Origin of the sequence: Hyphomonas sp. (genome assembly GCF_018402285.1) — a bacterium.
Lineage (GTDB): Bacteria > Pseudomonadota > Alphaproteobacteria > Caulobacterales > Hyphomonadaceae > Hyphomonas.
The window spans coordinates 612,447-632,490 of sequence record NZ_JAGYJH010000003.1 but is presented as its reverse complement, the minus strand read 5'-3'; the positions used below and the strand labels follow the sequence as shown (position 1 = coordinate 632,490).

At 58.7% G+C, this 20,044-nt stretch carries 19 protein-coding genes and 1 pseudogene; 3 read left to right on the top strand and 17 right to left on the bottom strand.

The features are described from left to right. Positions 1–123: 123 nt before the first annotated feature. The 8 genes and pseudogenes from KG722_RS05765 to KG722_RS05730 all read right to left on the bottom strand — a co-directional run bounded on the left by KG722_RS05765 (position 124) and on the right by KG722_RS05730 (position 7,247). On the bottom strand, positions 124–765 hold the full coding sequence (locus tag KG722_RS05765) for an NAD(P)H-binding protein (protein ID WP_213270615.1): 642 nt from the start codon (positions 763–765) through the stop codon (positions 124–126). A gap of 196 nt (positions 766–961) precedes the next feature. Then, positions 962–1,117, bottom strand: coding sequence for a hypothetical protein (locus tag KG722_RS05760; protein WP_213270613.1), 156 nt, complete (start codon positions 1,115–1,117; stop codon positions 962–964). A gap of 458 nt (positions 1,118–1,575) precedes the next feature. After that, positions 1,576–2,790, bottom strand: coding sequence for a DUF1501 domain-containing protein (locus KG722_RS05755; RefSeq protein WP_213270610.1), 1,215 nt, complete (start codon positions 2,788–2,790; stop codon positions 1,576–1,578). Positions 2,791–2,800: 10 nt separating this feature from the next. After that, positions 2,801–4,198, bottom strand: a complete 1,398-nt coding sequence (locus tag KG722_RS05750; RefSeq protein ID WP_213270608.1) for a DUF1800 family protein — start codon at positions 4,196–4,198, stop codon at positions 2,801–2,803. A 153-nt stretch (positions 4,199–4,351) separates the two neighbouring features. Continuing rightward, positions 4,352–4,552 (bottom strand): annotated as a pseudogene (locus KG722_RS05745) (integrase); the annotation flags it as partial. 128 nt (positions 4,553–4,680) lie between these two features. Then, entirely contained in the window at positions 4,681–5,343 is a 663-nt protein-coding gene (locus KG722_RS05740; RefSeq protein WP_213270604.1) for a hypothetical protein, read from the bottom strand. A gap of 265 nt (positions 5,344–5,608) precedes the next feature. After that, positions 5,609–6,604 (bottom strand): hypothetical protein, encoded by a 996-nt coding sequence (locus KG722_RS05735; RefSeq protein ID WP_213270602.1) that lies wholly within the window; start codon positions 6,602–6,604, stop codon positions 5,609–5,611. A gap of 409 nt (positions 6,605–7,013) precedes the next feature. Continuing rightward, a complete protein-coding gene (locus tag KG722_RS05730) occupies positions 7,014–7,247 on the bottom strand; it encodes a hypothetical protein (RefSeq protein ID WP_213270600.1) in 234 nt (77 codons plus the stop codon). A 989-nt stretch (positions 7,248–8,236) separates the two neighbouring features. On the opposite strand from KG722_RS05730, the gene KG722_RS05725 reads away from it, so the two are divergent. Then, positions 8,237–8,668: a hypothetical protein gene (locus KG722_RS05725; RefSeq protein ID WP_213270598.1), complete on the top strand. Its 432-nt coding sequence runs from the start codon at positions 8,237–8,239 to the stop codon at positions 8,666–8,668. A 137-nt stretch (positions 8,669–8,805) separates the two neighbouring features. On the opposite strand, the gene KG722_RS05720 is transcribed toward KG722_RS05725, so the two are convergent. The 8 genes from KG722_RS05720 to KG722_RS05685 all read right to left on the bottom strand — a co-directional run bounded on the left by KG722_RS05720 (position 8,806) and on the right by KG722_RS05685 (position 16,403). Then, a complete protein-coding gene (locus tag KG722_RS05720; protein WP_213270596.1) occupies positions 8,806–9,402 on the bottom strand; it encodes a hypothetical protein in 597 nt (198 codons plus the stop codon). 256 nt (positions 9,403–9,658) lie between these two features. Then, on the bottom strand, positions 9,659–10,441 hold the full coding sequence (locus KG722_RS05715; protein ID WP_213270595.1) for an SDR family oxidoreductase: 783 nt from the start codon (positions 10,439–10,441) through the stop codon (positions 9,659–9,661). A 132-nt stretch (positions 10,442–10,573) separates the two neighbouring features. Continuing rightward, positions 10,574–10,876, bottom strand: coding sequence for a type II toxin-antitoxin system RelE/ParE family toxin (locus KG722_RS05710; protein WP_213270593.1), 303 nt, complete (start codon positions 10,874–10,876; stop codon positions 10,574–10,576). Beyond that, entirely contained in the window at positions 10,869–11,120 is a 252-nt protein-coding gene (locus KG722_RS05705) for a type II toxin-antitoxin system ParD family antitoxin (RefSeq protein ID WP_213270591.1), read from the bottom strand. Before KG722_RS05705 ends, KG722_RS05710 begins: the two co-directional genes overlap by 8 nt. Before the next feature lie 455 nt (positions 11,121–11,575). Next, entirely contained in the window at positions 11,576–12,421 is an 846-nt protein-coding gene (locus KG722_RS05700; protein WP_213270589.1) for a HAMP domain-containing sensor histidine kinase, read from the bottom strand. Continuing rightward, positions 12,339–13,610, bottom strand: a complete 1,272-nt coding sequence (locus KG722_RS05695) for a 7TM-DISM domain-containing protein (protein WP_213270587.1) — start codon at positions 13,608–13,610, stop codon at positions 12,339–12,341. The genes KG722_RS05700 and KG722_RS05695 overlap by 83 nt, the downstream gene beginning before the upstream one ends. A gap of 80 nt (positions 13,611–13,690) precedes the next feature. Further along, on the bottom strand, positions 13,691–14,335 hold the full coding sequence (locus KG722_RS05690) for a response regulator transcription factor (protein ID WP_213270585.1): 645 nt from the start codon (positions 14,333–14,335) through the stop codon (positions 13,691–13,693). A 70-nt stretch (positions 14,336–14,405) separates the two neighbouring features. After that, positions 14,406–16,403, bottom strand: coding sequence for a hypothetical protein (locus KG722_RS05685; RefSeq protein WP_213270583.1), 1,998 nt, complete (start codon positions 16,401–16,403; stop codon positions 14,406–14,408). 240 nt (positions 16,404–16,643) lie between these two features. Here KG722_RS05685 and KG722_RS05680 point away from each other — a divergent pair, with 240 nt between their 5' ends. Continuing rightward, positions 16,644–17,243: a hypothetical protein gene (locus tag KG722_RS05680; protein WP_213270581.1), complete on the top strand. Its 600-nt coding sequence runs from the start codon at positions 16,644–16,646 to the stop codon at positions 17,241–17,243. Positions 17,244–17,778: 535 nt separating this feature from the next. Here KG722_RS05680 and KG722_RS05675 read toward each other — a convergent pair. Further along, positions 17,779–19,128 (bottom strand): DUF1254 domain-containing protein, encoded by a 1,350-nt coding sequence (locus tag KG722_RS05675; protein ID WP_213270579.1) that lies wholly within the window; start codon positions 19,126–19,128, stop codon positions 17,779–17,781. Between the two features lie 101 nt (positions 19,129–19,229). Between KG722_RS05675 and KG722_RS05670 the strand changes: the two genes are divergently transcribed. Continuing rightward, a complete protein-coding gene (locus KG722_RS05670) occupies positions 19,230–19,943 on the top strand; it encodes a Crp/Fnr family transcriptional regulator (protein ID WP_213270577.1) in 714 nt (237 codons plus the stop codon). The last annotated feature ends 101 nt before the right edge of the window (positions 19,944–20,044 follow it).

Genomic DNA, 20,044 nt, shown 5'->3' with positions numbered 1-20,044 from the left:
GCGCAGCGAAGAAAACCATTATGAGGCGTCGCATAAGTTTAAATACACAAACCTTTCGTCTGCGGAATAAATCTGCCCAACCAGCACGGTTCAGGCAGACTGTTTGAAGCTGGCCCCACACTATCACCTTACAAGCACTGGCGCCTGCTTGAGACAGGTTTCGTCAGTGAGTTGCCTGACGAGGAAATCGGCAACATCGCTGCGCGAGACAATCCCGTTGCGCCAGTTCTGCTGGGAAACCAGCACGCGGTACCGCCCGACTTTGCGCGTATTTATCAGGACACCCGGCCGAACGATGGTCCAGTCGAGACCGCTTTGCGTGATCAGCTGCTCCTGAAGATCCTTGTCGCCATAGGCACGGCCGAATACGAGGTTGAATCCGAGCCGTTGCAAAGGCGCTATGCTGGAACGGCTTTCCCCGGCGCCGAAACCCGTCACGCTAATCAACCGGCGGATCCCGAGTTCTTTCATAAGAGGCAGGAGTGTTGTCGTTGCGGTGGAGAACAAGTCGACCGGACCCGTGATCATGCGGGTGTTCGCAGGTACGCCGAGCGTCTGGATGACCGCGTCCACGCCGGCAAGCGCGAGCCGGACGTCATCGGTTTTGCGCGCATTTCCGACCAGTTTCCTGAGCCTTGCGTGCTGGAGAGCTATCTGGCCTGCCGAACGCGCAAAGGCTACGACCGAATGTCCGCGTTCCAGCGCCAGTCGGGTCGTTGCAAGCCCTATTCCGCTGCTGGCCCCGATGATCAGAACTGTCGCCATCTGATTGTTCCTTTTTGCAAAAATAGTCAGTGTCCTGATCGGCATGTGCCCAAGGCTCTTCCCCGCCGTGCAATCGGGCGTGGGCGAACTTGCATCAATCCGCAGGGTATTGGCGCCTGAGGCCCCCGGTGACTGCTGCGCGCCTGGCGGCCGCCGGGAACCCGATTGTTTCAGCGGCGGTGCGCGCGTACCGGTATCAGTGCCGGCTGGGGGCCGCTACCGGCAGGACGAGCATGGCCATGGCTTTGACCAGAAGCCCTCTTGCAGCCTTCCTCTGGCCATCCTCATACAACATGCGAGCCTGGTGCATGTACATGCTGGCCAGCAGGCGTCTCGAATAAATCTCACTCATTGAATGTCTCCTTAAAGCTGCCCTCTTTACGCACGCCTAGCCGGCGCAGACTGTCTGGCGCGTCAGAGCGCCGCAATCTGGTTATCAGCCGGTATAGTGCCGCTCTCAAACTTCACGCGCGCCGCGCGAAAGCCTCTATGCAGGCCATGGCCTCCGCAGCGTCATCGCATCTCAATCCAATTCCTTGCATCACGCAGGCTTGGTTTGCAGAGCGTCAGAGATACTCAGGAAGCGGCAGCGGTGCGACTTGCGGTGAAGCCCGGCCTTTAGGTGGTGGGGCATTGCGATGACCGGATTGAAGGGACCCTGCCGGTCCCCCACAATGACGATGGGAGCCAGCCAGGCGCATTGCTGCGGGAGCTGTAACCAGTCGGAGCCCCGGAGCTGGTTTTTTCTTTACCTGACAGTCGAGTTATTCCGGATGACCCTTCGCATGGCGAAGCCCGTTGCGGAGATAGTCAAGCCCGTAACAGGCCCGAAATTGACCGCACCCCAATCGCATCTGGAAAGACGATCCGGCCAAGTGTGTCCCGGTCCACGCCCCAATGGTCTTGCAGCACCGCCATGAAGACCGACCGGATGTCGTTTGCCGGCGCGAGGTCGCGGCCCTGGAACAGCGCTTTGGGCGCCAGTCCGGGCCAGTCGCCGCCGAACTTTCCGCCCGACACCGCACCGCCCAGCAGGAAGGCGGCGCTGCCGCTGCCATGATCGGTGCCGCCGGTTCCGTTTTCGGCGACCGTTCGACCAAACTCGGTGACCACCGCCACGACCGTTCTGGGCCAATGAGCGCCGAGCCCGTTCCTGAGCTCGCGCAAGGCCGCATCGAGTCCGGCGAGGCGAAGGGCGAGCTGGCCATTGGCGGCGCCCTGGTTGGCATGGGTATCCCAGCCATCGAACGACAGCACGGCGGCGGCGGGCTCGCCTTCGGCGGACAGTAGCCGCGCCGCCGCTTCCGCAAGACCTTTATAGGCGCCGGGGCCATTGCGCCGGGCCTTGCCGTCCATACCGTCCATGCCGGACGCACTGGCGATCGCATTCGTCTCGATGGCGGAGGCGAGCGCCGGGCCCAGCAGGGCGTCGCCTGCATAGAGGTCCATCAAGCGGTTGAGTGTGTCCTCGCTGGCAGACGGCGCGAAGGAGGGCGCCCAGCTGGTCGCCAAGGGCGATCCCCGCAGCACAAGCGGCAGCGATCCCGAGATGGACACTGCTTCGCGTTTCAAGTCTGCAGGCAGGGCTGTCAGCGCGCGGCCGAGCCAGCCGTCGCTTGCCCCGAAAACTTCTGCAGCGCCTGTCTCAAGCACGTCCTGGGCGTCAAAGTGCGAGCGCTCCCGGTAAGGCGACGCGCAGGCTGGTATGATGGCGAGCTCGCGACCTGTCCATTGTTCGTAGAGAAAGGCAAGGTTGGGATGCAAGCCAAATCCATCCGTAAGCGGAAGTACTCCGCTGGCTTCGCCCGGGGGCGCCAGCGCGAGCTTGCCGCGCAAGGCGCTGTAGTGCGCGTCGCCATAGGGGGCGACGGCTGCTAGCCCGTCCATTGCCCCGCGCAGGATGACGAGGACGAACTTGCGGTCTGCGGCCTGCCGGGAAATGGTCAGGGCGCCTGCGGATCCCGCAAGGAACATGGCGCCGCCCGCCATCAGCGCCGCGCGCCGCGTCATCAGAGGAAGGGTCATCATGGGCCTCCTATCGGCGCTGGAATTCGGGACTCATCAGGGCGAGTGTCAGCCCTTGCGAGGCGCTTTCTGCGCGGGCGATGCTCTGGGCCGTTGCTGCTGACAGGGCCGGGCCGAGTGCGGATCGCGCTAGATTTTCGGGACGAACCTTGTTTCCCAGCCTGTCGGCAAGAGCCTGAGCCCACTCGACGCGCTTGATCACAGCGTCTGGCCCTGCCCAGCTGGCCGCATCATCCGGCCAGCCTTCAGGCGACGGCGCCTGATAGGGCACCTGCCCGAGCAGGCCGTAAGCCGCCGTGATGGCCTTGCGCTCGACTTTGGGCAGACCCGTGAAACGCAGGGCGGACAGGAAGAACTCATTGGGAGACTTGAACTTCTGCGCCTCGGGATTCCAGGCCTCTTCAAGCGAGATCAGTGTCTCGTGCAGCGCCGGCAAGCGGCCACCGCTGGTGCGGAAACTTCTCGCCAGCGCCTCGACGGCAGAAGCAGGCGGCTTGTCTGATATGAAATGCCGGGCGAGTTTCATGGCAACGCGTTGCGCCGTGGAGGGATGCTTGGCGAGGTCGCGCAGGATGGCTTCGCCCTGCCCTTCGTCGTCCGCGCTGTAGCGTTTTCCCATCACCGTGCGGGTGCCAGGTTCGTGGAAGCGGTCCACGAAGATAAAGTCGCCCGGGTCTGCGCCGGGGACAAGCAGCCTGGTGCGCCCGCCCGCGAGCGACCAGCCGGTAAGCGCCTTGGCAAACTCTGTGACGTCCGCCTGAGTGAAGCCGCCCTGCGCACCGAGGGTCTGCAGCTCAAGGATTTCGCGGGCGAGGTTCTCGTTGAGACCCTTGTCGCGGCGTTTTCCGGCTTTCGAGTTCGGCCCCATCGACTGGGCCTGATCGAGATAGAGCAACATGCCGGGGTGCCGGGTCGAGGCGACCAGCAGGTCGGCGAAGGTGCCCGTCAGGCCGGCCCGGATCACCTCGCGCTCGAATACCCCGGCAAAGGGAATGGTGACTGCCTTGTTCGCAGAAACCGTGAAATGGTTCGACCAGAACAGGACGAGACGCTCCGCGAAACTCGCCTCGGTCGTGAGCCCGCGAAGGGTGCGCGCCTCGATTTCGGCGATCAGGATTTCGCGTAATTTCTGGAGCGGCTTTAGGATGGCCTCTTCCTGCTCATCCGGGCTCATCTTGCCCGCTTTGCCTGCCGTTTTTTTCTTCAGGTCTTCAAGATAGCTGCCGAGCGCTTCGGCGGCGCTGCGGGTGGTCGGCAAACCGCCCGGGGGCAGCGTGAAGCTCGTCGTGCGCGTCAGTTGCTGCGCCAGCCAGTCTTTCGGGTCTGTGATTTCCGCATCAAGCTCACCCGGCCGGGCACCCAGCCCGAAGCGGTTGACGGCAATCGACGCGGCAAGAGTTTGAGGCATGGCTGGCTCTCTGTGTTTCGAATTTAACGAGACAGACAGCTTGATCCGTCGTTTGCAAAAATAAAATTCAAATGTCTCATTCCGGCGAGACGGCGCCTGTTTTGAACCGAGAATGGAACGGCAGGTAAGTTCGCTTCCTGCCCCTCCGGATTTTCACAGATCGATGCCCGTCGAGATTTCCAGCGCATCGTCAACGTCCACGCCCAGATACCTGACTGGGCTCTCAAGCTTTGTGTGTCCGAGCAGGAGCTGGACAGCCCTAAGATTGCCGGTCTTGCGATAAATGAGGGCGGCCTTGGTGCGCCTGAGCGAGTGCGTGCCATAGGTTGCAGGGTTCAGCCCGATCGAGGCCACCCTTGGCACCCTGGCTCCTGAGCGCCTTTCCGCTCTGAGACGGGTGGCCACGATCGCAAGCATCGGCTCTTCGACGCGCATAGAAGGCAGCAAGGTTGCGTCTGTGCTTGACATGCAAGGGCCGAAGTCTAGCCCCTCTTCCAAGGCAGCCCAGCCTGCACTTCCGCATAACTCCACCGCGCAAGATGCGACGCGGTTGCTTCGTGGGCGAACAATATGGCGTCAAGCTTCTGGTCCTCTGGCAGTGGACTCAACGGCGCGCCCAGGCCCGCAAGAAGGTCATCCAGATGCTCGGGCGTAAACCGATCCCTGACGCGCTTGGCCTCGTAGCGGGAGAGGTCTTCAAACGCGTAAGGCTCGCCCGAGGATCTGAATTCCCAACCTCCCTCGCGCGCAGCACAAATGGATCGTCGGGAGTTGAGGATATTCCCGCCGCGTTCCGGGCTTTCGTAGGCCTCGAATATGGTCGCCGTGCGTGATCTGACGACACGCAAGCCAGTACATCCGCGCGCTGCCGCCATCCGGGACACCGGCAGGAAGACATCCGATCCGATCAGGCCATTGGCAAAATAGCTGGTCCAGCTTTGGCCGTTGGCAACAAGCAGGGTTCGATCGAGCGCCATGCTCAGCGGTTCCAGATGTGCAAAGAGGTCTTCCGGGCTGCCCTGAAGGTCAGACCGGGTCATGACGACCGGCGCATCAGCCCAGAATACGGCATAGGCGGCTGCGGCTTGCTCCAGGGGCATGGCCAGCAGGCCATAGTCGCTTGTGGTTGGTGCAAAACGGTCCATGCCCAAGCTTATCCCGATGTTCCTGCAGAACGCTAGTATTGTGGCAAGACTGACCTGATGTGCCTGGCCGTCACTGGCACGGGCCGGAGCCTTCAGATGGAACCGGCTTTCTGTAGGTCAGTGTTGACGAAGTCCGGCAGGGTGCTGGTGAAACAGCCGAATGACCGGACTGAGGCGACCCTGCCCGACGCCGAAACCGATTGTCGGAGCCAACCTGGCCCTTTCCTGACATAGAGCCCTCCGATAGGCGTCTTGTCGGCCACGCTCAGGGCTGCGCCAGCGCATTGTCCAGCAGATCGATCAGGGACATATCGTCGGCACCGTAGACGGATGATGGCCAGCCAGGATCGAGCCGGTCCAGCACAGCTGCAAGAGCAAGGCCGAGATCCTGCGACCACTTTGCGCCACGTTGACCAAAAGCACGCAGAGCAAGGTCAGGTTCAAGACGCGGCCCGGAAGGCGACGCAGTAAGGGCTCGCAAGGCGAACCATTGGCCCGATCCCTCAAGCGTCAGAAAGGTCGCCTGAACCTCGGCGAGGGCGCGATAGTCGCCGGTGAAGTGCGTCTTCCATCTTTCGCGCAATTGTCCGAGCGCCTCGCGGGCAAGGCGGCCAACCGCCTCCGGATCCTCTTGCCGGGCTGCCCATCTGAAGGCTTCAATCTCCGCGACAACGCCGCGCTGAAACCGCTCATCCTCTCCAAAGATGCGTTGCACCATGTCATCATCTACCGGCGCGGGCAGGCGCTCGACGCCAGTCACGCTCCGGATCGACTGAAAATAGGTCGGCAGTTGCCACACATGGCTGATTTCATGAGCGAAGACACCGAGTGTGAAATCGTGCACCGAGATTTCACTCTTGAAGCCGGCCGATTCCCAGATGCTTGGCAGGGCCATGACGAAATAGGCGCCTCCGGGATCTGCCGATGGCGCTGCGAAAGACGTTATGACAGCTGGCGTGCGCCCGATCGGGAGCGAAACCATGCCGTCATGAGCGGTGAAGCTGCGTTCGCCGGTTGGCGCAACGATCAGGGTGCAACTTGCATCGAAGACTATGATTTCTGTCTGGTCGAGCCGGATGTCGCCGCCCAGTCCGAGCGCCGCTTCGCGCACGGCCGCCAAAGACGTGTTCAGCCAGGCGGTGTCGGGCGCCGAGATTTCGCAGGCAGGCGTTGCGGTTGTATCGCGGATTGCTGGCGCCGACGATGCACAGGCTGTTGCCGTGAGGGCGATGATCGTCCAGCGCAAGTTCCGGGTACTCATTTGACCTCCTTGCCCCTCCACAGTCGACAAGCATTGAGCTGCCTGGTTCCGGATCTGTCGGCGCCGCATCCAGCCCGTTCAAGCGGTTGCGAAGGTATCAGCGTACGGCGGGGAAATCGAGCGCGCCTTCGAAACCTGGCCAGATGACCGGACTGGAGCGACACTGCCTGTTGCCGACGATGACGATCAGAGCCGATCTGGCCCTTTTGACACTGTCGGTCTGCCTTTGGCAGATGGCTGGTTAATCCCGTGGGCTCGCATCAGGGTTTGCGATCCATTCATAAACAGCATCCGTCCCATTCGTCGCGCTGGCCCTGGATCCGGCGTTCCAGATTATCTGGAAGCGAGGGAGCGTCCCCTGCTTCAACACCCGGGTCCCCGACCTGGCCAGCCTCTTGTGGGCCCAGGTTTAGTCTGCATTGAAGAACGCTGCGATGTTCAAGATGGCCCAAGACAGAAAGCCCGAGATCAGTCCGGCCCCCACCGTACCAGTCATGCGCCAGACTGGCCCGGTTTCCATGGCACCCAGAACAAACCAGGCCAAGCATGCACCGAACAAGGCGCCGCCGAGCACGACAATCGACATCGCTATCGTGCCTACCGCGTCCAGGACGGTCAAAAAGCCTCTAAGAACCTTGTCCATGAATCCGCACCATCGCCGTCTCTTCGCATATCATCTTTGAAACTGGCTTTCGTTTGAATAACAAGCGAATGCAAATTAAAGGCATTCAGTTAAGGCCCGGCGATCTTCGGCCCGGCGGCGGTGAGCCTGCCGGACGGCACGATTGGATCGACCCTGCCAGTCGCGGATCTTCTGGTGGGAGCCTACCTGGCCCGAAGCTGCCTGTCGTAATTGGTTCTGCGAATGTTGGGTTTGAAGAAACGGGGATGTTTTCGGCCCGCATATCGGTCCCAAGATCCCAGTTCTGAAGCCGTTTAACTTCAGGGATGACTACCCGGTCAGTTCTGCCCGAGCATCCTGCGCAGAGCGGACGCGCGACAGAGCAGTCTCAGAGCGCAATCTCCCGCACGAGCTGCGCCACATGATCGAGCGAGGCACGTTTGCCATAGTGTTCGTGGTCAAGTCGGTGGCAGAACAGGTGGCGCCGGATCCGGTCATCACGCAATGGTCTGCCATCAAAGGCACTTTACTCGCCCTCTCTGTCCCATTTTCCACCGGGTCTCGACGGGTCCGTGTAGGAGCTTCGCGGTCCACCGGGCCAGTCCGTCCAAGTGTATAAGCCGTTAGCGTCCTTTTTCAGAGAATTTCGCCGGACTTTGTCGCGATGCCGACTAAAGAAGAGGGCGCCGACAAACACAACAAGCCCCATCATCGGCAAGACCAGTTTTGCGTCCAGAAACGATACGATCATATGTGAGTTCCATCGTGAAAACGCTGTGGCTGCCATGCAGCATAAGACAGTCGTTGAATCTTATCTGTTAATAGAAGATGCGATCGGCCGACCTGGTTCGGCGACCTCCGGCCTGGCGGCGGTGAGGACTCCGGACGGCACGATTGGATCGACACTGCCGGTCCGGGACTCTGACGGTGGGTGCCGACTTGGCCCAGAATAGCCGGCGCCACCCGCTTGGGGCGCCAAAGGCCATTGTGAAGTAGAGGCGCAAATACCCATGTTCGCACCCGAAGTAGAGCGCTGGCTCAAGTCCAACAGCACGCCGCGTTACCGGCAATTTGTCGAAGGCGCGCGGTCCGAGACGGCCGCGCTGCTGCAGGACTTGGGCATCCCGGCCAACAGCGAGCTAGCGCATTTCTATACCAGCTTCGGCGCGTCGACGTGCCGTGGCTGGTATGACCTCAACGAACCCGACCAGATCGCTGACGCGACGCAGTACGCACAAGATGAGTTGGGCGTGCCGGCCGGTTTCGTCGCTTTAACCGGCTTTGAAGGCGAGGGCGTCGTACTCTATGCGCTCAGAACTGGCGAGGTTTACGACGTAGAACTTCACAGGTTGGAGCAATTGCTGAACGGATCACTGGCGCCGATCGCGAAGACGTTTGAAGGCTACCTGCTGTGGTGCAGGAGTCAGCAGGAGAAACGCTGAAGGTGCTCCGCGAAGGGCAACTTCCGGCGAGATTGCGCCTGGCGCTGATGACGTGACTAAGCGGCAGGACTGCGTCGATCCAGCCAGACGCCGAAATCGATCATCGGAGCCAACCTGTTTTAATCCGGCCCCATTGATCAAGCCGTTGCACGTTCCGCAGAAACTCCTGGCGGTCGGGGAGTGTTCACAAGCGTGGCGATCCAATGAAGCGCTGCAACCAGCAACAGGTCGTTATGCAATTGCATTTGTCGGCTGAGCAGCAGTCCGCCCAGAAACGCCGCTATGCACCACCGCAACCTCCAGCGTAGCGTAAAATAGTGCGCGCCTGCGAATACCAGAGCGCTGAACGTCGACGCCTGCCAGGCTGCAGCACCCGAACTTTCCAGGATCGTGGGAACGGCCAGCCGGAACAACCACTCTTCCCAGAACGAGAGCGCGCCGAGATAGAGGACCCAACCAAACCTCGACAGGCTCCAGCACCGATCGATCCGCCATACATAAACATTCAAGATCAGGAACGTCAGAAGGAAGAGGGCCGCATAAGGAAAGGGATTGTGAAGTCCGCGCTGGATTCCCCCGACAAATACCGTGTGGAGCCCTGGAATCGCGAGCAAGGTCAGTGCAAGGACCAGTCCCGGAAGCCCGTGCCTGAGGAACACCTGTTGAAAGCTCGTCAGTCGGTCGCCCGTGAAATCCCTTTCACGTTGTAGACGTCTGTGGCGCGAAGCCTGCATTGGAGTATTCCTCAAGGGCAAGTATCGCGGGCCTTTAAAGTCTGCAGGCCCGCTACCCTGAGGCCTTGCGCCCGGCCGAACAAGTGAGAACATGCCTTGGGTCGCGTTGATCTTGAGTTTACGCCTTGTAGCAACGCAACCAAGTCGGAGGCAGGCCCTCAACTGAGACAACGGCCGCTACCGGCGATGGTGAGCTGCTGGTACAGGTAGGGCAATAGCGCCAGGAAAACGAGCGACTAAGCCAGTCGAACCGTTGTTAGCGAAGGCCGAGCGCTTTTAGTGCGACTGCGACGCCTTCATGGCGCGGCTGCATGTCATCGGCTATGTGAGCGTGCGTGGGAATGTAGAAGAGTTCCAGGTCCATGCCTTTCAGTGCAAGCTCTGCGCAGCGCTCGGGCGTGATGAGCCCGAGTTCCGGCGGGGCCTCTGCGGGATCGGGCAGCCCCCGGGCAATGAGCGGGGTGTAGACCGCTCCTGGCATGAGGACGTGGACGTCAAGCGCGCCGTCATTTTCGTCGCGGAGCCACTCTGCCATGATCAGAACGCCATGCTTGGTTGCGCCGTAGAGGCCCAATCCCCGCCCCCGCACCGCCGCCGGTAGGGAGAGGGAGTTCTCCGAGCCGGTAATCATCAGGCGTCCGCGCGCGCCGCTTGTCTCGATTGCGCGCAGATATGCCTGTGCAATACGAACGGCAGCGAAAAGATTCACCGCGAACAGGCGCTCTGTTTCAGGACCAAGGAGCTCGTTCTTGATCTTCTTGTGGTGTCCTATACCCGCGTTCGAACAGACAAGATCGAGCCGTCCACGCCAAGCGAACGCCTTGTTGATTGTCTCTGCCGCCGCTTCGGGATGCACGAGATCGACAACGACCGGCAGCGCGTTTGCTCCGATCTCGGCCGCGACCGCGTGGACACTTGCTGCGTCCACATCTGCTAGCACCACAAACGCGCCACGCGCAGCAAACGCCTCAGCGAGCGCCTTGCCGATGCCTGAGCCAGCGCCCGTGATTAGGACTGTGGTGTTGTTATGATCGAGCATTGGAAAAGTAGAAGCGCACGTCTCGCTCCCCGGTCAAGGGCAATAATCAAGGGTCACGCTGTGACCGATTTCGGCGAAGTCCGGCCTCATATCGGCGTGGCATACCGAAGACCGGGCTGCCCTGATCATCGGTTAGTCATTCGGAAGACCGGTTTGCGGATTTTCGCGCCCGAGGACGCGCACGATCAAGACGCCACGGGCCTCGACCCGGAAATAGACAGAATGCGCGACATACACCGAGCGGCGATAGCCAGCGCGGATATGATCGACCTCCTGCCATCGCTGCGGAGTACCCGCGATCTGCGCCAGGCGTGCAGTCAGCCCATCATAATATTCGTCCGCAGCATTCACGCCGAAGCGATCAATGCCCCACTCGTACAAGCGTTCGAGGTCCGCATCGGCCGCCTGGGTTAAGTGATAGCGGCCATCAACCATTCAGGGGCTTCCGCTTCTTCACCGCTGCGCGAATCTCTTCGGGCCCGCGCGCGCTGAGGCCGCTTCTCTCGCCTTCGATGAGCGCCGCGCGAATAGCCTCGATCTCGGAAGTTTCCTGCTGCGCCTTGCGGATCAGGTCGCGCAACACTTCGCTGTCGTTCGTGTAAGCGCCGCTGTCGATCTGCGCCTTGATCCAGTCATTCTGCGTATCGGTGAGGGTAATGGTCTTTCGGACGGTGGTCATGGCTGGGCTCCTTCGGGCGCAAAAATCATACTATTGGTGTTCTATAGCACGTTTTAGAGCATCCTGGGCGAGAATTTTCGGTCGGCTTGGACCGCTTGGTCCAGTCTGCTCGCCGTCTTGGATCGGAGAGGTCGCTCGGTATGTTTGAACAGCTAGCGGTTGCGGGATAACTTACACATTGCTTGGCGCGAGCGCTCTTGCGGCGCCGCAGTATCAATGACTTCTATCCGCGATCTTCGGCCTCGTCGGCGGTGAGCCTGCCGGACGGCACGATCGGATCAACCCTGCCGGTCCCGGATTCTTCTGGTGGGAGCCAGCCTGGCCCATTCCGGTCGAACACGCTTTAATTTTTATGTCTCTTTTTGCTCGCAAAGAGGACTTTAGGAACGCTGCCAATATTCGATAATTCGCTACTATGAGAAACAAACAACAAATTCGAATACACTCAGCACCAGTCAACGGTTTGGCGAGTTGATGAATGAGAGTTTCGCCGTTGTACCGCCGCTCTCCGTGGAGTGTATCTCAAGCTCTGCTCCCATTTCTCGCGCTGCGTCTTGCACGATTGCCAGGCCAAAGCCGGATCCGTGCGATACAGCGCCGCGATTTCCGAAATCCAGCATATCCCGAAGCGCGTCGGCGGACATGCCAGGCCCCTGATCCCTGACCGACACCCAGGTGCCTGTTTGGTCGCAGTCAAAAGAGATGTCTATCCTGTTGCCCGTGGCATGTTGCAAACTATTGGATACCAGATTGCTGATAGCCCGCATAAGTAGAACGGGGTGCGGGACAGAAATTGTCTCGTCAGCGCTGTGAATCAACAATTCAACGCCTTTCGCCGCCGCGTCGTTCGCGAACATGGTCGCAACAGTGCTGATCACCGTGGCAATCGGGATGTTGTCCGATCCGCTCGATTGAGCCTGCGCCGCCACGCGCGTATGGTCATGATGGGACTGCAGATTCTGGCGCGCCAGCGCCTCCAGGTAATCGAACGCTTCCTCGAGTCTCTCAGCCTGCTCGTCGGTTATTGAGGGCTTCTCCCGCAGCGTAGATTTCAGAGACTGAAGTGGCTGCAAAATGTCATGACTCACGGTTTGCAAGCGGCGCATATATTGTCCTGCTGCGCGCTGCGCGCGAGAGTAAGCCCTTTGGCTGTCTGCAAGCGCGAGCGACAATCGAAGGCGTTCGCGGGTTGCGACGAGATCCGCCTTGATGGCGAGGTCACGCTCTTTTCTGAGGCCCAAAACACTCTGAACAATAGCGATCGCGAGCGCCATCGCTTCGACCGTTACAAGCCAGCGCATGATGAAAGGATAGCCGCCATAGGGATAGCCAAACGTCGGATCGACCACCAGCGCGATCGACGCCGTCGCGACGAGGATCGAACTGGCCGCGAAGGCTGTCCCCCCTTTTTCCCGTGTCCAGACCGCCCAAATCCCGACCACAGCATGCAAGATCAGCGATGTGCCACGCAAGAATAGAAAAATGGGTATGAACACGGTTCTCGGCGCAATGCCAAACAGGAAGTGGAAGGTTCCAATCAGGAGAATGGTGTAAGATGTCCAACCAAGCACCGAAGTCCAGCAACCGCGCCTTGGCCTGCAGATCGAACACGGTGCGGCTCAAGATCAGAATGGCTGCGGCTGTGAGGAAATACAGGCTGTCGGTCAGGCGGGCAGTGATCTCGTTCTTGTCGGGGATGAGGTGTTGATCAATATAACCCTCCACCGCAAGACATGTGGCGGCGCTGGTGATCAGAAAGAAGCCGAAACTGAGACTTGTGCGCCAGCCAATAAGAGGCGCGGCGAGCAAGGTCAGGAATGTGATGGCAGTGAACGTGCCGTAGAATTGAGCCGACCAGAACACCTCATGTTTCTCGGCCATCTGAAAGGCTTCAGGTGAGGCCAGCCGGAGCGGCAGGATTGTGTTGAACAGGCCGCGGAAACGCACATAGGCCATCTGTGTTTCATTGGGCGCCAGCTCGATATCTGCGACCAGGAACCGATGGTTGACGGGCCGATCCGAGAACGGCGCTGCATAGCTATAATCCAGGAATTGTGTCGAACCGCTTCCGTCAGGATCGGTCAGATACATGTCCATATGATCGAATGCGACGCGGCGCGTATCGAACCGGATCGTGATGGGTGCATCGGAAATGTTTCGAACCCTGGCCCGAATCCAGATGGTATCCGAGACAGATCCGAAACTCATATATCGCGTGCCCATGGTCTCCCAACCGTCGCTCGCAATGACGTCTTCGAGCGTCATTGGCCCATCCGTTTCGGCCAGGGTTTCGGCATACAGGCCAAAGAATGCGCTTGAATAATCCGCGACAGGAAGTTCGATCACCTCTCCCCGCTCCGCGGGATCGTCCTGCGGGGTCGCGAAGACGAGGCATAGACCTATCGACGTTGCGATCATCACCGCCAGCAATAGCGCGGACCTTATGGCAGCCGGCACAGAGTCGATGCAGGAACGCAGCTTATCAATCATGCAAAGAATCTGCCCCTAACCCGTCGCCCGGACCATGGGTGCGACTACCCATTTGCATTCCCGGGCAAAGAGTGAGGTGCCTAGACTTGCCGATGCTCATCCAGCAACCCTTCACGCAACGCATACGCGATGAGCTGCGCGATCGAATTGACCCCGACCTTCGCCATCAGGCTTGCTCTGTGCTTTTCCACGGTGCGCGAACTGATATTGAGGCGCGCTGCGATGTTTACGCTTTGATGCCCCATGGCCAGTAGAGACAGAACCTCACGCTCGCGATTGGTGAAGGCATCCGCAGGCGTTGTGCGTTCGAGAATGTCTCCCACCTCTTCGGCGATAAAGCGCCCTCCCGCCAGCACCGTCTCGAAACAGGTTCGCATCTCGCTCGGCTCGCAGGATTTCAGCAATATCCCGTCAACTTCGGCGTCCAGCCAGTTTGCCAGAAACCCCGCAGAAGTGAAGCCCGTAAGCAGGACAATTGCCGTACCCGGACTCCAGCGGCGCGCATCGGCGAAGACCTCTATGCCTTTTGCATGCGGCATCGCGGCGTCCAGCACAAGGAGGTCGGGTAGATGCGTCTTGACCGCCGCAATCGCACTGAGACCGTCGGCAACCTCCGCCACAATTGAAACACCGGCGATCTCTGAGAGAACGGACTTTGTCCCCGTACGGGCTACCGCATGATCATCAGCCACGATCACTGTGCGAGAAGGCGTTGTTGTACTCAATATTCAAGTCTCCCCGACTCGTTCTTAAGAACCAGTCGAGGAGATCGTCAATGCGAAAGCCGGATTTGCACTATTCACGACGCATGATGATGCTCTGATCGCCCCCACTGTTTTTCCAGACCAGGATCGTCTCGGAACGAAAATCGAACGTGCTGCCCGAACTGTGCTGATAGATATTCGGAGCGATCTTTTGGTATGTGTGCAGTGCAAGCGGGTTCCGACGATCGCGCAGCCGGATCTCCGAGTCTGTCTGGCTAACAAAGATGTTTGTCTTCAGGGTGTCGTCCGAGGTCCAGGTCCAAGCGCCCACGACGTCAATGATTTCATCTTCAGCCGCAACCACGGCCCCGATACCAGGCCAGGGGCGCGATTGCATCAGCAGCTCTGCCAGTCGAGCATCCTCGTCAATCGAGTTTCGTCTGAACACAGCTCCATTCAGTTCCATTCGGGCGCCATCGACAACCAAGACCCCGTCCGTGCCCAGAAAACGGTTTCCGAAGGGGCTTGTTTTTATATACTGTCTGCTCTCATTTTCACCGACGCGCGAGAGTTCAATTCGGCCTGCCGAGCGGGAGACGACTTTGTCATAGACCGTCTCGCCATTCACAATTGCATTCCAGTATTCGCCATTGATCGAGTCCGCGAGGGCAAAATCCGAGCCGAGCATGCGCTCATCATCCTCTACCGAATTTCGGGTAAACTCGAGCGTGCTTCTCCCCTCCTGGAGCCGAAGGACATCATTGCGCACAGTAAGCATCGCTGCCGTACTCCTCTCGGTATAGGTCGGCCCGATGATTTTTGTGAATACACGCTGGGCGCTGGACCCGAACTCCTGCAGAGTCAGGGTGTGGTTCGCGTCACGTTCGACAATCCGGATGTAACGCGTTGTGCCCCCCTGCGCGCCATTCCAGTATCCGCGATAATCCCGGCCAACAACATCGCTTTCCTCCAGCGGGCGTTGCATGGTCAGCGTCACCTTTTGCGAATTGTTGCAGATGCCGCCACCCAGGCTGAGATGCATTTTCGTATAATTGTCCCGGAAGCAAATCCTATACAGGGTCCGACCATCCCGGCGTTCGCGATAGTCGCTCCAGTCCAGGGGTTGGCCGCGTACGGTCTTTTCTGATGTGTCCAGGTCCAGATAGTCACTATCGATGTCAGCGACGATATAATGATCTCCGAGCTTGATGTTCAGATTGTTCTCATCAGGGTCGAAAACATGCTTGCGAATGAGGACTTGATTGTCTCCAGACTCATCGCTCCAAAGCCCAAGTGTGCACTCTGAATCATTATCGCAGAACTGGACCGTTCGAGACGTCACTAATCCAGCTCCGAGTTCGGAACCCATGTCCTTCACGAATGAAATCACAAAGCCCTGATACTCACCCCGGATCGGTTTGGCCCAGCTGCTTGAGGCCTCATTCTCCCACCAGAAGGTGACCCCGATCGAAAACGGGAACCGCTCCGACCCGCTGTTCTCTTTTTCGATCCAATCCATATACTTCGCCACAGCGCGTAGAGACTTCAGGAGATCGGCCAACTCGAACTCCCAACCGACGGATCGACCTCTCAGATTATTGTGCGGGACTTGCCAGTGCCCGATGTTAAACGCCGCGTCTACCGCAGCACCAACTCGCACGGCCCAGCCGCCCGCCCCGAAAAACTTGGTCTGACGGCGGTCGAAAAGATCAACACCTTCCCCGCACTTAAAAGCCACGCCGCCCTCAAAATCTGCGCCGACCACGAGTAGCGTCCCACCGCCGGACAGACTCAAGGTCCGGGTCTGGAAATCCGAAAGCGGGGCCACACAACCGGGCAGGTTTTGGGCGCTTTCATTCTTGATACCGGATTGCAGGGATTCATCATTCGCCGCATCGAGTCCGACCACGAATGCTTCGAAGAGCTCGGGGCCCAGCGACATCAGTTTCTCTCTTGCAAGCGTCTCTATCTCGTCTTCGACATCGTCTGCATGGGCTTGGAATGCCGTCGATGGAAACGAGAGCATGAAGGAGATTGAAAGCATGCACAGCATACTCGTTCGAAGGATTGAATGAATGATTCCGGCCATGATTTTTCCCCGTCCTTTCCGACGATCCGGGCAGTCAAAGGACTGCTCAGCTTAGCCGGTAATCTAACGCACGCGGGCGACCGGGCTTATGGGTAGCGTTACCCAAATCCGCGAGCGGTCAGAGACGTGTGATCCCCGTGAGTCCCCTTTTTTGGGTAACGCTACCCATTAGGCGTGCAGCGCTTTTCCGTTACGACTCCCCAGACAAATGAGAGGTCCTGGATCAAAGGAGGATTCAATATGCGACTTAAATCAATGGGAAAATTCTATGCTGCGCCCCTGTCTGGAGCAGCCGCGCTTATCTTGTCTGGGTGCGCCGGAACCGAGGCGCTTGCGGCTGGAACGATGGGAGATGCATTCGCCGCAGCGGCCGGAATTCCGCAAATGGACGCCTTCCTGCCCTATTCAACACAAGTGCCTGAAACCGAGCCGCTTGCAATCGATGGAGATTGGAAAATCTCGACTTTGGGGAAAACGATCCGGATAGAAAAAGGCCGGGCCTATGCGCTGGATCCCTGGACCCATGCACTCACGTTGAAGATCCGACCGAATATGGTAATAATCAGGGATATTCGACAGACCGGTCCAAATACGTTTACTGGCCAGGACCTGCCTCTGCTCGGAGCCTCGACCATGACCCAATTGCCGGATGGCCGGATCAGCGTCAGCGTAGCGAGCATCCCCAAATATGACTATTTTCTGCTCCCAGCTGAAGGTCGGCAATCTCCAGACAACGGGTCCGGCAATACCCTGCCGCCATCCAGCCCTCAGCCCGACCTGGACGATTGCGTGAACCTCGACATCGATCCGTCAACCGATCAGTTGATCTGTCTTGATTAGACGAAGCTGGAGCGATGTTTAGATCGATTAGAAGCGCCGCTCTTTCAGAATAGCGTGAACTTCTTTCTGAATAAACGCCCCTATCCCAAACGCTGCCAGAGACTGGTTTGCATTGGACTGTCAGCAGCCAGCTGCGGCCAAATCCTTATTCGCCTTATGTCAGCTCCTGACCGAGAGCTGACACTACGAACGACCGCTTCAGGGCGAGACAAGTCTCTGAGCTTTTTGTCTCCTTTTGCTCGCATTGCGGCCGTCCGCAGAGTTGGGGGCGTTCGAATGATTGAGGCGAACTCAGGCCTGGCTACTGTATGGCGGCCGAATGACCGGACTGAGGCGACCCTGCCCGACGCCGAGTCCGATGATCGGGGCCAACCTGGCCCGAAACAGCCGCTCGCAATGTTTGCCAGGGCTGAACAAGCAGCAGCTCCATTAGTCTGGATCAGCCTCGGACCGGATATCAGGCGAACAACTCGCTCATGACAGAAGTCACTTCTTTGTTCAGACCTTCGTTTTCGGCAGGATCACGCATACTCGATCAATCGCGTTCAACTGGGGGCAAGCGAAACTCGCCATCGCGGAATGCTTTTTGCGGTCTGTAGGCCCTGAATACCAATCTGAATGCACCGCGTGGAGCTGGCAACCAATTGGCGGAGTCCGACCTCTCTTCATTGGAGATTTCCACGACGATTGAACCGTCCTCTTCCCGATGAAGATCATTGGACGCGCTGCTGATCGCATAGCGATCAATCTCATTGGGATAGAAGAACCATCGTCCGGCACCGTCCGATTCGTAGAGAGTCAGCGACCAGAATCCGTCAACCGGGATGTCGCTGGGGATATGGAGCCGATAGGCTGATTGACCATCAAGCTGACCACCATCTGCATCCAAATTTGTCATCGGGTTGACTGCTTCCTCTATCGGAAGTGCTGCAAGACCCCCTAAGGCCATGGCACTGCGATAGACATCGTCTGTTCCGAACGCCCCGATGTTCGCTGGAGGATATCTCCAGCCATTGACCAATACCCCTGCCTGTTCAAACGCTGTTTGAGTTTCGCTATAAAATTGGCCAATAAACGTATTCAGTTTCGGATATTCCGGAATCTCTGTCGCGCCTGTGTCATTCGAGAATATCCGGCCACTGCCGGTTGCTGACATGCACTCAAGCCTGTCCTTCTGCGCTTCTGGGATGGGTCCCCGAGCGAGTGCGGCGTTGACCACTTCGCGAAACTGTTTGCCATCAGGAAGAGCCGGTATCCGCCCTTCGAACGCCAGATCGTCGGCGCTGCCATTGTCGCTGTCGAGGCTATAGGCAAGCTGAAGACGCTGGACCTCCGCAAGATCTGAATCGTTTTTGACGTGTGTGCGAAGAACCAGCCATGCATCCAGGGTTGGTGAACGGATGAGGGTCTCATCGGCGCCAACCTCGCCCTGCCACTCCGGACCTGCGATCAGGAAGGCGCGAGTTCTGGTAGTTTCGTTGCGCAAAACCGCGAACGTATCGGAAAACGCGTTCATCAGATGTGCGCTGTGATAGCGGTCTCCCATCTCCGGAATGGAAAAACGCACAGGTCCGTCCGCCAGATCAAGCCAGGCTTGCGAATACAAAGTGTCCCGGTTTGGCGTAGTAATGTATCGATCTTCCAGACCGGATAGCTCCGCGCGATGTCGCAGACTGTTGAGTAGAGCCCCTTCAGGCAGCAGCGCGCGCTGGCGCATCCGAAACATCTCATAGAGCGGAAAAGCGAAGAAGAACGCTTCCCGGGCGGCGTCGGTCCCGGACTGGGAGGTCCCGCACAACGGGTCTTGCCCTTTTTCAGCCAACGGAGCGCTCACACAAGGTAAAGCGAGTACAAATGCCGCCATCGCCAGCACAAGAGTCTTCATGAGGTCCGCCTTCCGTTGAAGTGCTCGGTAATGTCCAGCTCAACTGGCTGCGTCCAGGCAAGAGAAACAAAGTCTGCATTGGCTTGGCTTAGCAAACCGACTTGGCGAGGAATGTCGAAAATGCGACATTCCTCGGCATGGACATCTCAAGACACAGACCCAAACCATTCCTCGAGTTTCTGTCGCCGGACCAGATTGCGCTACTGCAATCAGCCGGACGCCGAAGGACGCTTTCGGATGGTCAGTTTATCCATAGCCGCGGTGATGGTGAGCCTGGCATATCGGTGATTGAGAAAGGCGCGGCCAAGGCGGGTATATATGGACCAGATGGCGGCTTCATTCTGACTTCCTTTATCGGCGCAGGTCACTCTTTTGGCGAGTTTACTGTCTTCACCGATCTTCCTCTGAGTCACGACATTTCGGCTGTAGGGCCAACCACGCTGATCAACATTCCGGCCAAAGTTTTCCTCAAACTCTGTGACCGTGAACCTGCCTTTCTTAGTGCCCTGCTCCGGGCGACTCTGCTTCGCTCTCATGTGCTCATTGAGATGCTGCATGCGTTGAGATTGCTGGCGCTGGTTCCCCGTGTCGCGAAATATCTGCTGATCATGGCGCCTTTGAACGGTGTGAATGCGAAGCTCCGATTTCGCCAGTCAGATCTTGCTGCCACGCTGGGACTGTCACGCGCTTCAATGAACCGCGCGCTGGCGGAGCTGGAGAGCCTCAAACTGGTGCGGCGTTACTACGGACACATCGAAATATGCTCGGCCGCGGCTCTCTCGGTCTGGCTGGAAAAGACGGTCGGTGATGATTGATCGGGGCTTGTCCTTAAGACGGCTCAGCTTGGAAAGTGACAGAGGAATTCGAGTTTAAGAATGTTGCAATTTTGACATTCCTCCCCGTGATCTCCTGATAG

Coding starts and splice junctions, on each gene's coding strand:
- KG722_RS05735 (WP_213270602.1), bottom strand. CDS start 6,604: ATGAGTACCCGGAACTTGCGCTGGACGATCATCGCCCTCACGGCAACA.
- KG722_RS05695 (WP_213270587.1), bottom strand. CDS start 13,610: ATGATTGATAAGCTGCGTTCCTGCATCGACTCTGTGCCGGCTGCCATA.
- KG722_RS05700 (WP_213270589.1), bottom strand. CDS start 12,421: ATGCGCTGGCTTGTAACGGTCGAAGCGATGGCGCTCGCGATCGCTATT.
- KG722_RS05755 (WP_213270610.1), bottom strand. CDS start 2,790: ATGACCCTTCCTCTGATGACGCGGCGCGCGGCGCTGATGGCGGGCGGC.
- KG722_RS05680 (WP_213270581.1), top strand. CDS start 16,644: ATGCGACTTAAATCAATGGGAAAATTCTATGCTGCGCCCCTGTCTGGA.
- KG722_RS05710 (WP_213270593.1), bottom strand. CDS start 10,876: ATGGTTGATGGCCGCTATCACTTAACCCAGGCGGCCGATGCGGACCTC.
- KG722_RS05720 (WP_213270596.1), bottom strand. CDS start 9,402: ATGCAGGCTTCGCGCCACAGACGTCTACAACGTGAAAGGGATTTCACG.
- KG722_RS05760 (WP_213270613.1), bottom strand. CDS start 1,117: ATGAGTGAGATTTATTCGAGACGCCTGCTGGCCAGCATGTACATGCAC.
- KG722_RS05685 (WP_213270583.1), bottom strand. CDS start 16,403: ATGGCCGGAATCATTCATTCAATCCTTCGAACGAGTATGCTGTGCATG.
- KG722_RS05675 (WP_213270579.1), bottom strand. CDS start 19,128: ATGAAGACTCTTGTGCTGGCGATGGCGGCATTTGTACTCGCTTTACCT.
- KG722_RS05715 (WP_213270595.1), bottom strand. CDS start 10,441: ATGCTCGATCATAACAACACCACAGTCCTAATCACGGGCGCTGGCTCA.
- KG722_RS05725 (WP_213270598.1), top strand. CDS start 8,237: ATGTTCGCACCCGAAGTAGAGCGCTGGCTCAAGTCCAACAGCACGCCG.
- KG722_RS05705 (WP_213270591.1), bottom strand. CDS start 11,120: ATGACCACCGTCCGAAAGACCATTACCCTCACCGATACGCAGAATGAC.
- KG722_RS05740 (WP_213270604.1), bottom strand. CDS start 5,343: ATGGACCGTTTTGCACCAACCACAAGCGACTATGGCCTGCTGGCCATG.
- KG722_RS05750 (WP_213270608.1), bottom strand. CDS start 4,198: ATGCCTCAAACTCTTGCCGCGTCGATTGCCGTCAACCGCTTCGGGCTG.
- KG722_RS05730 (WP_213270600.1), bottom strand. CDS start 7,247: ATGGACAAGGTTCTTAGAGGCTTTTTGACCGTCCTGGACGCGGTAGGC.
- KG722_RS05765 (WP_213270615.1), bottom strand. CDS start 765: ATGGCGACAGTTCTGATCATCGGGGCCAGCAGCGGAATAGGGCTTGCA.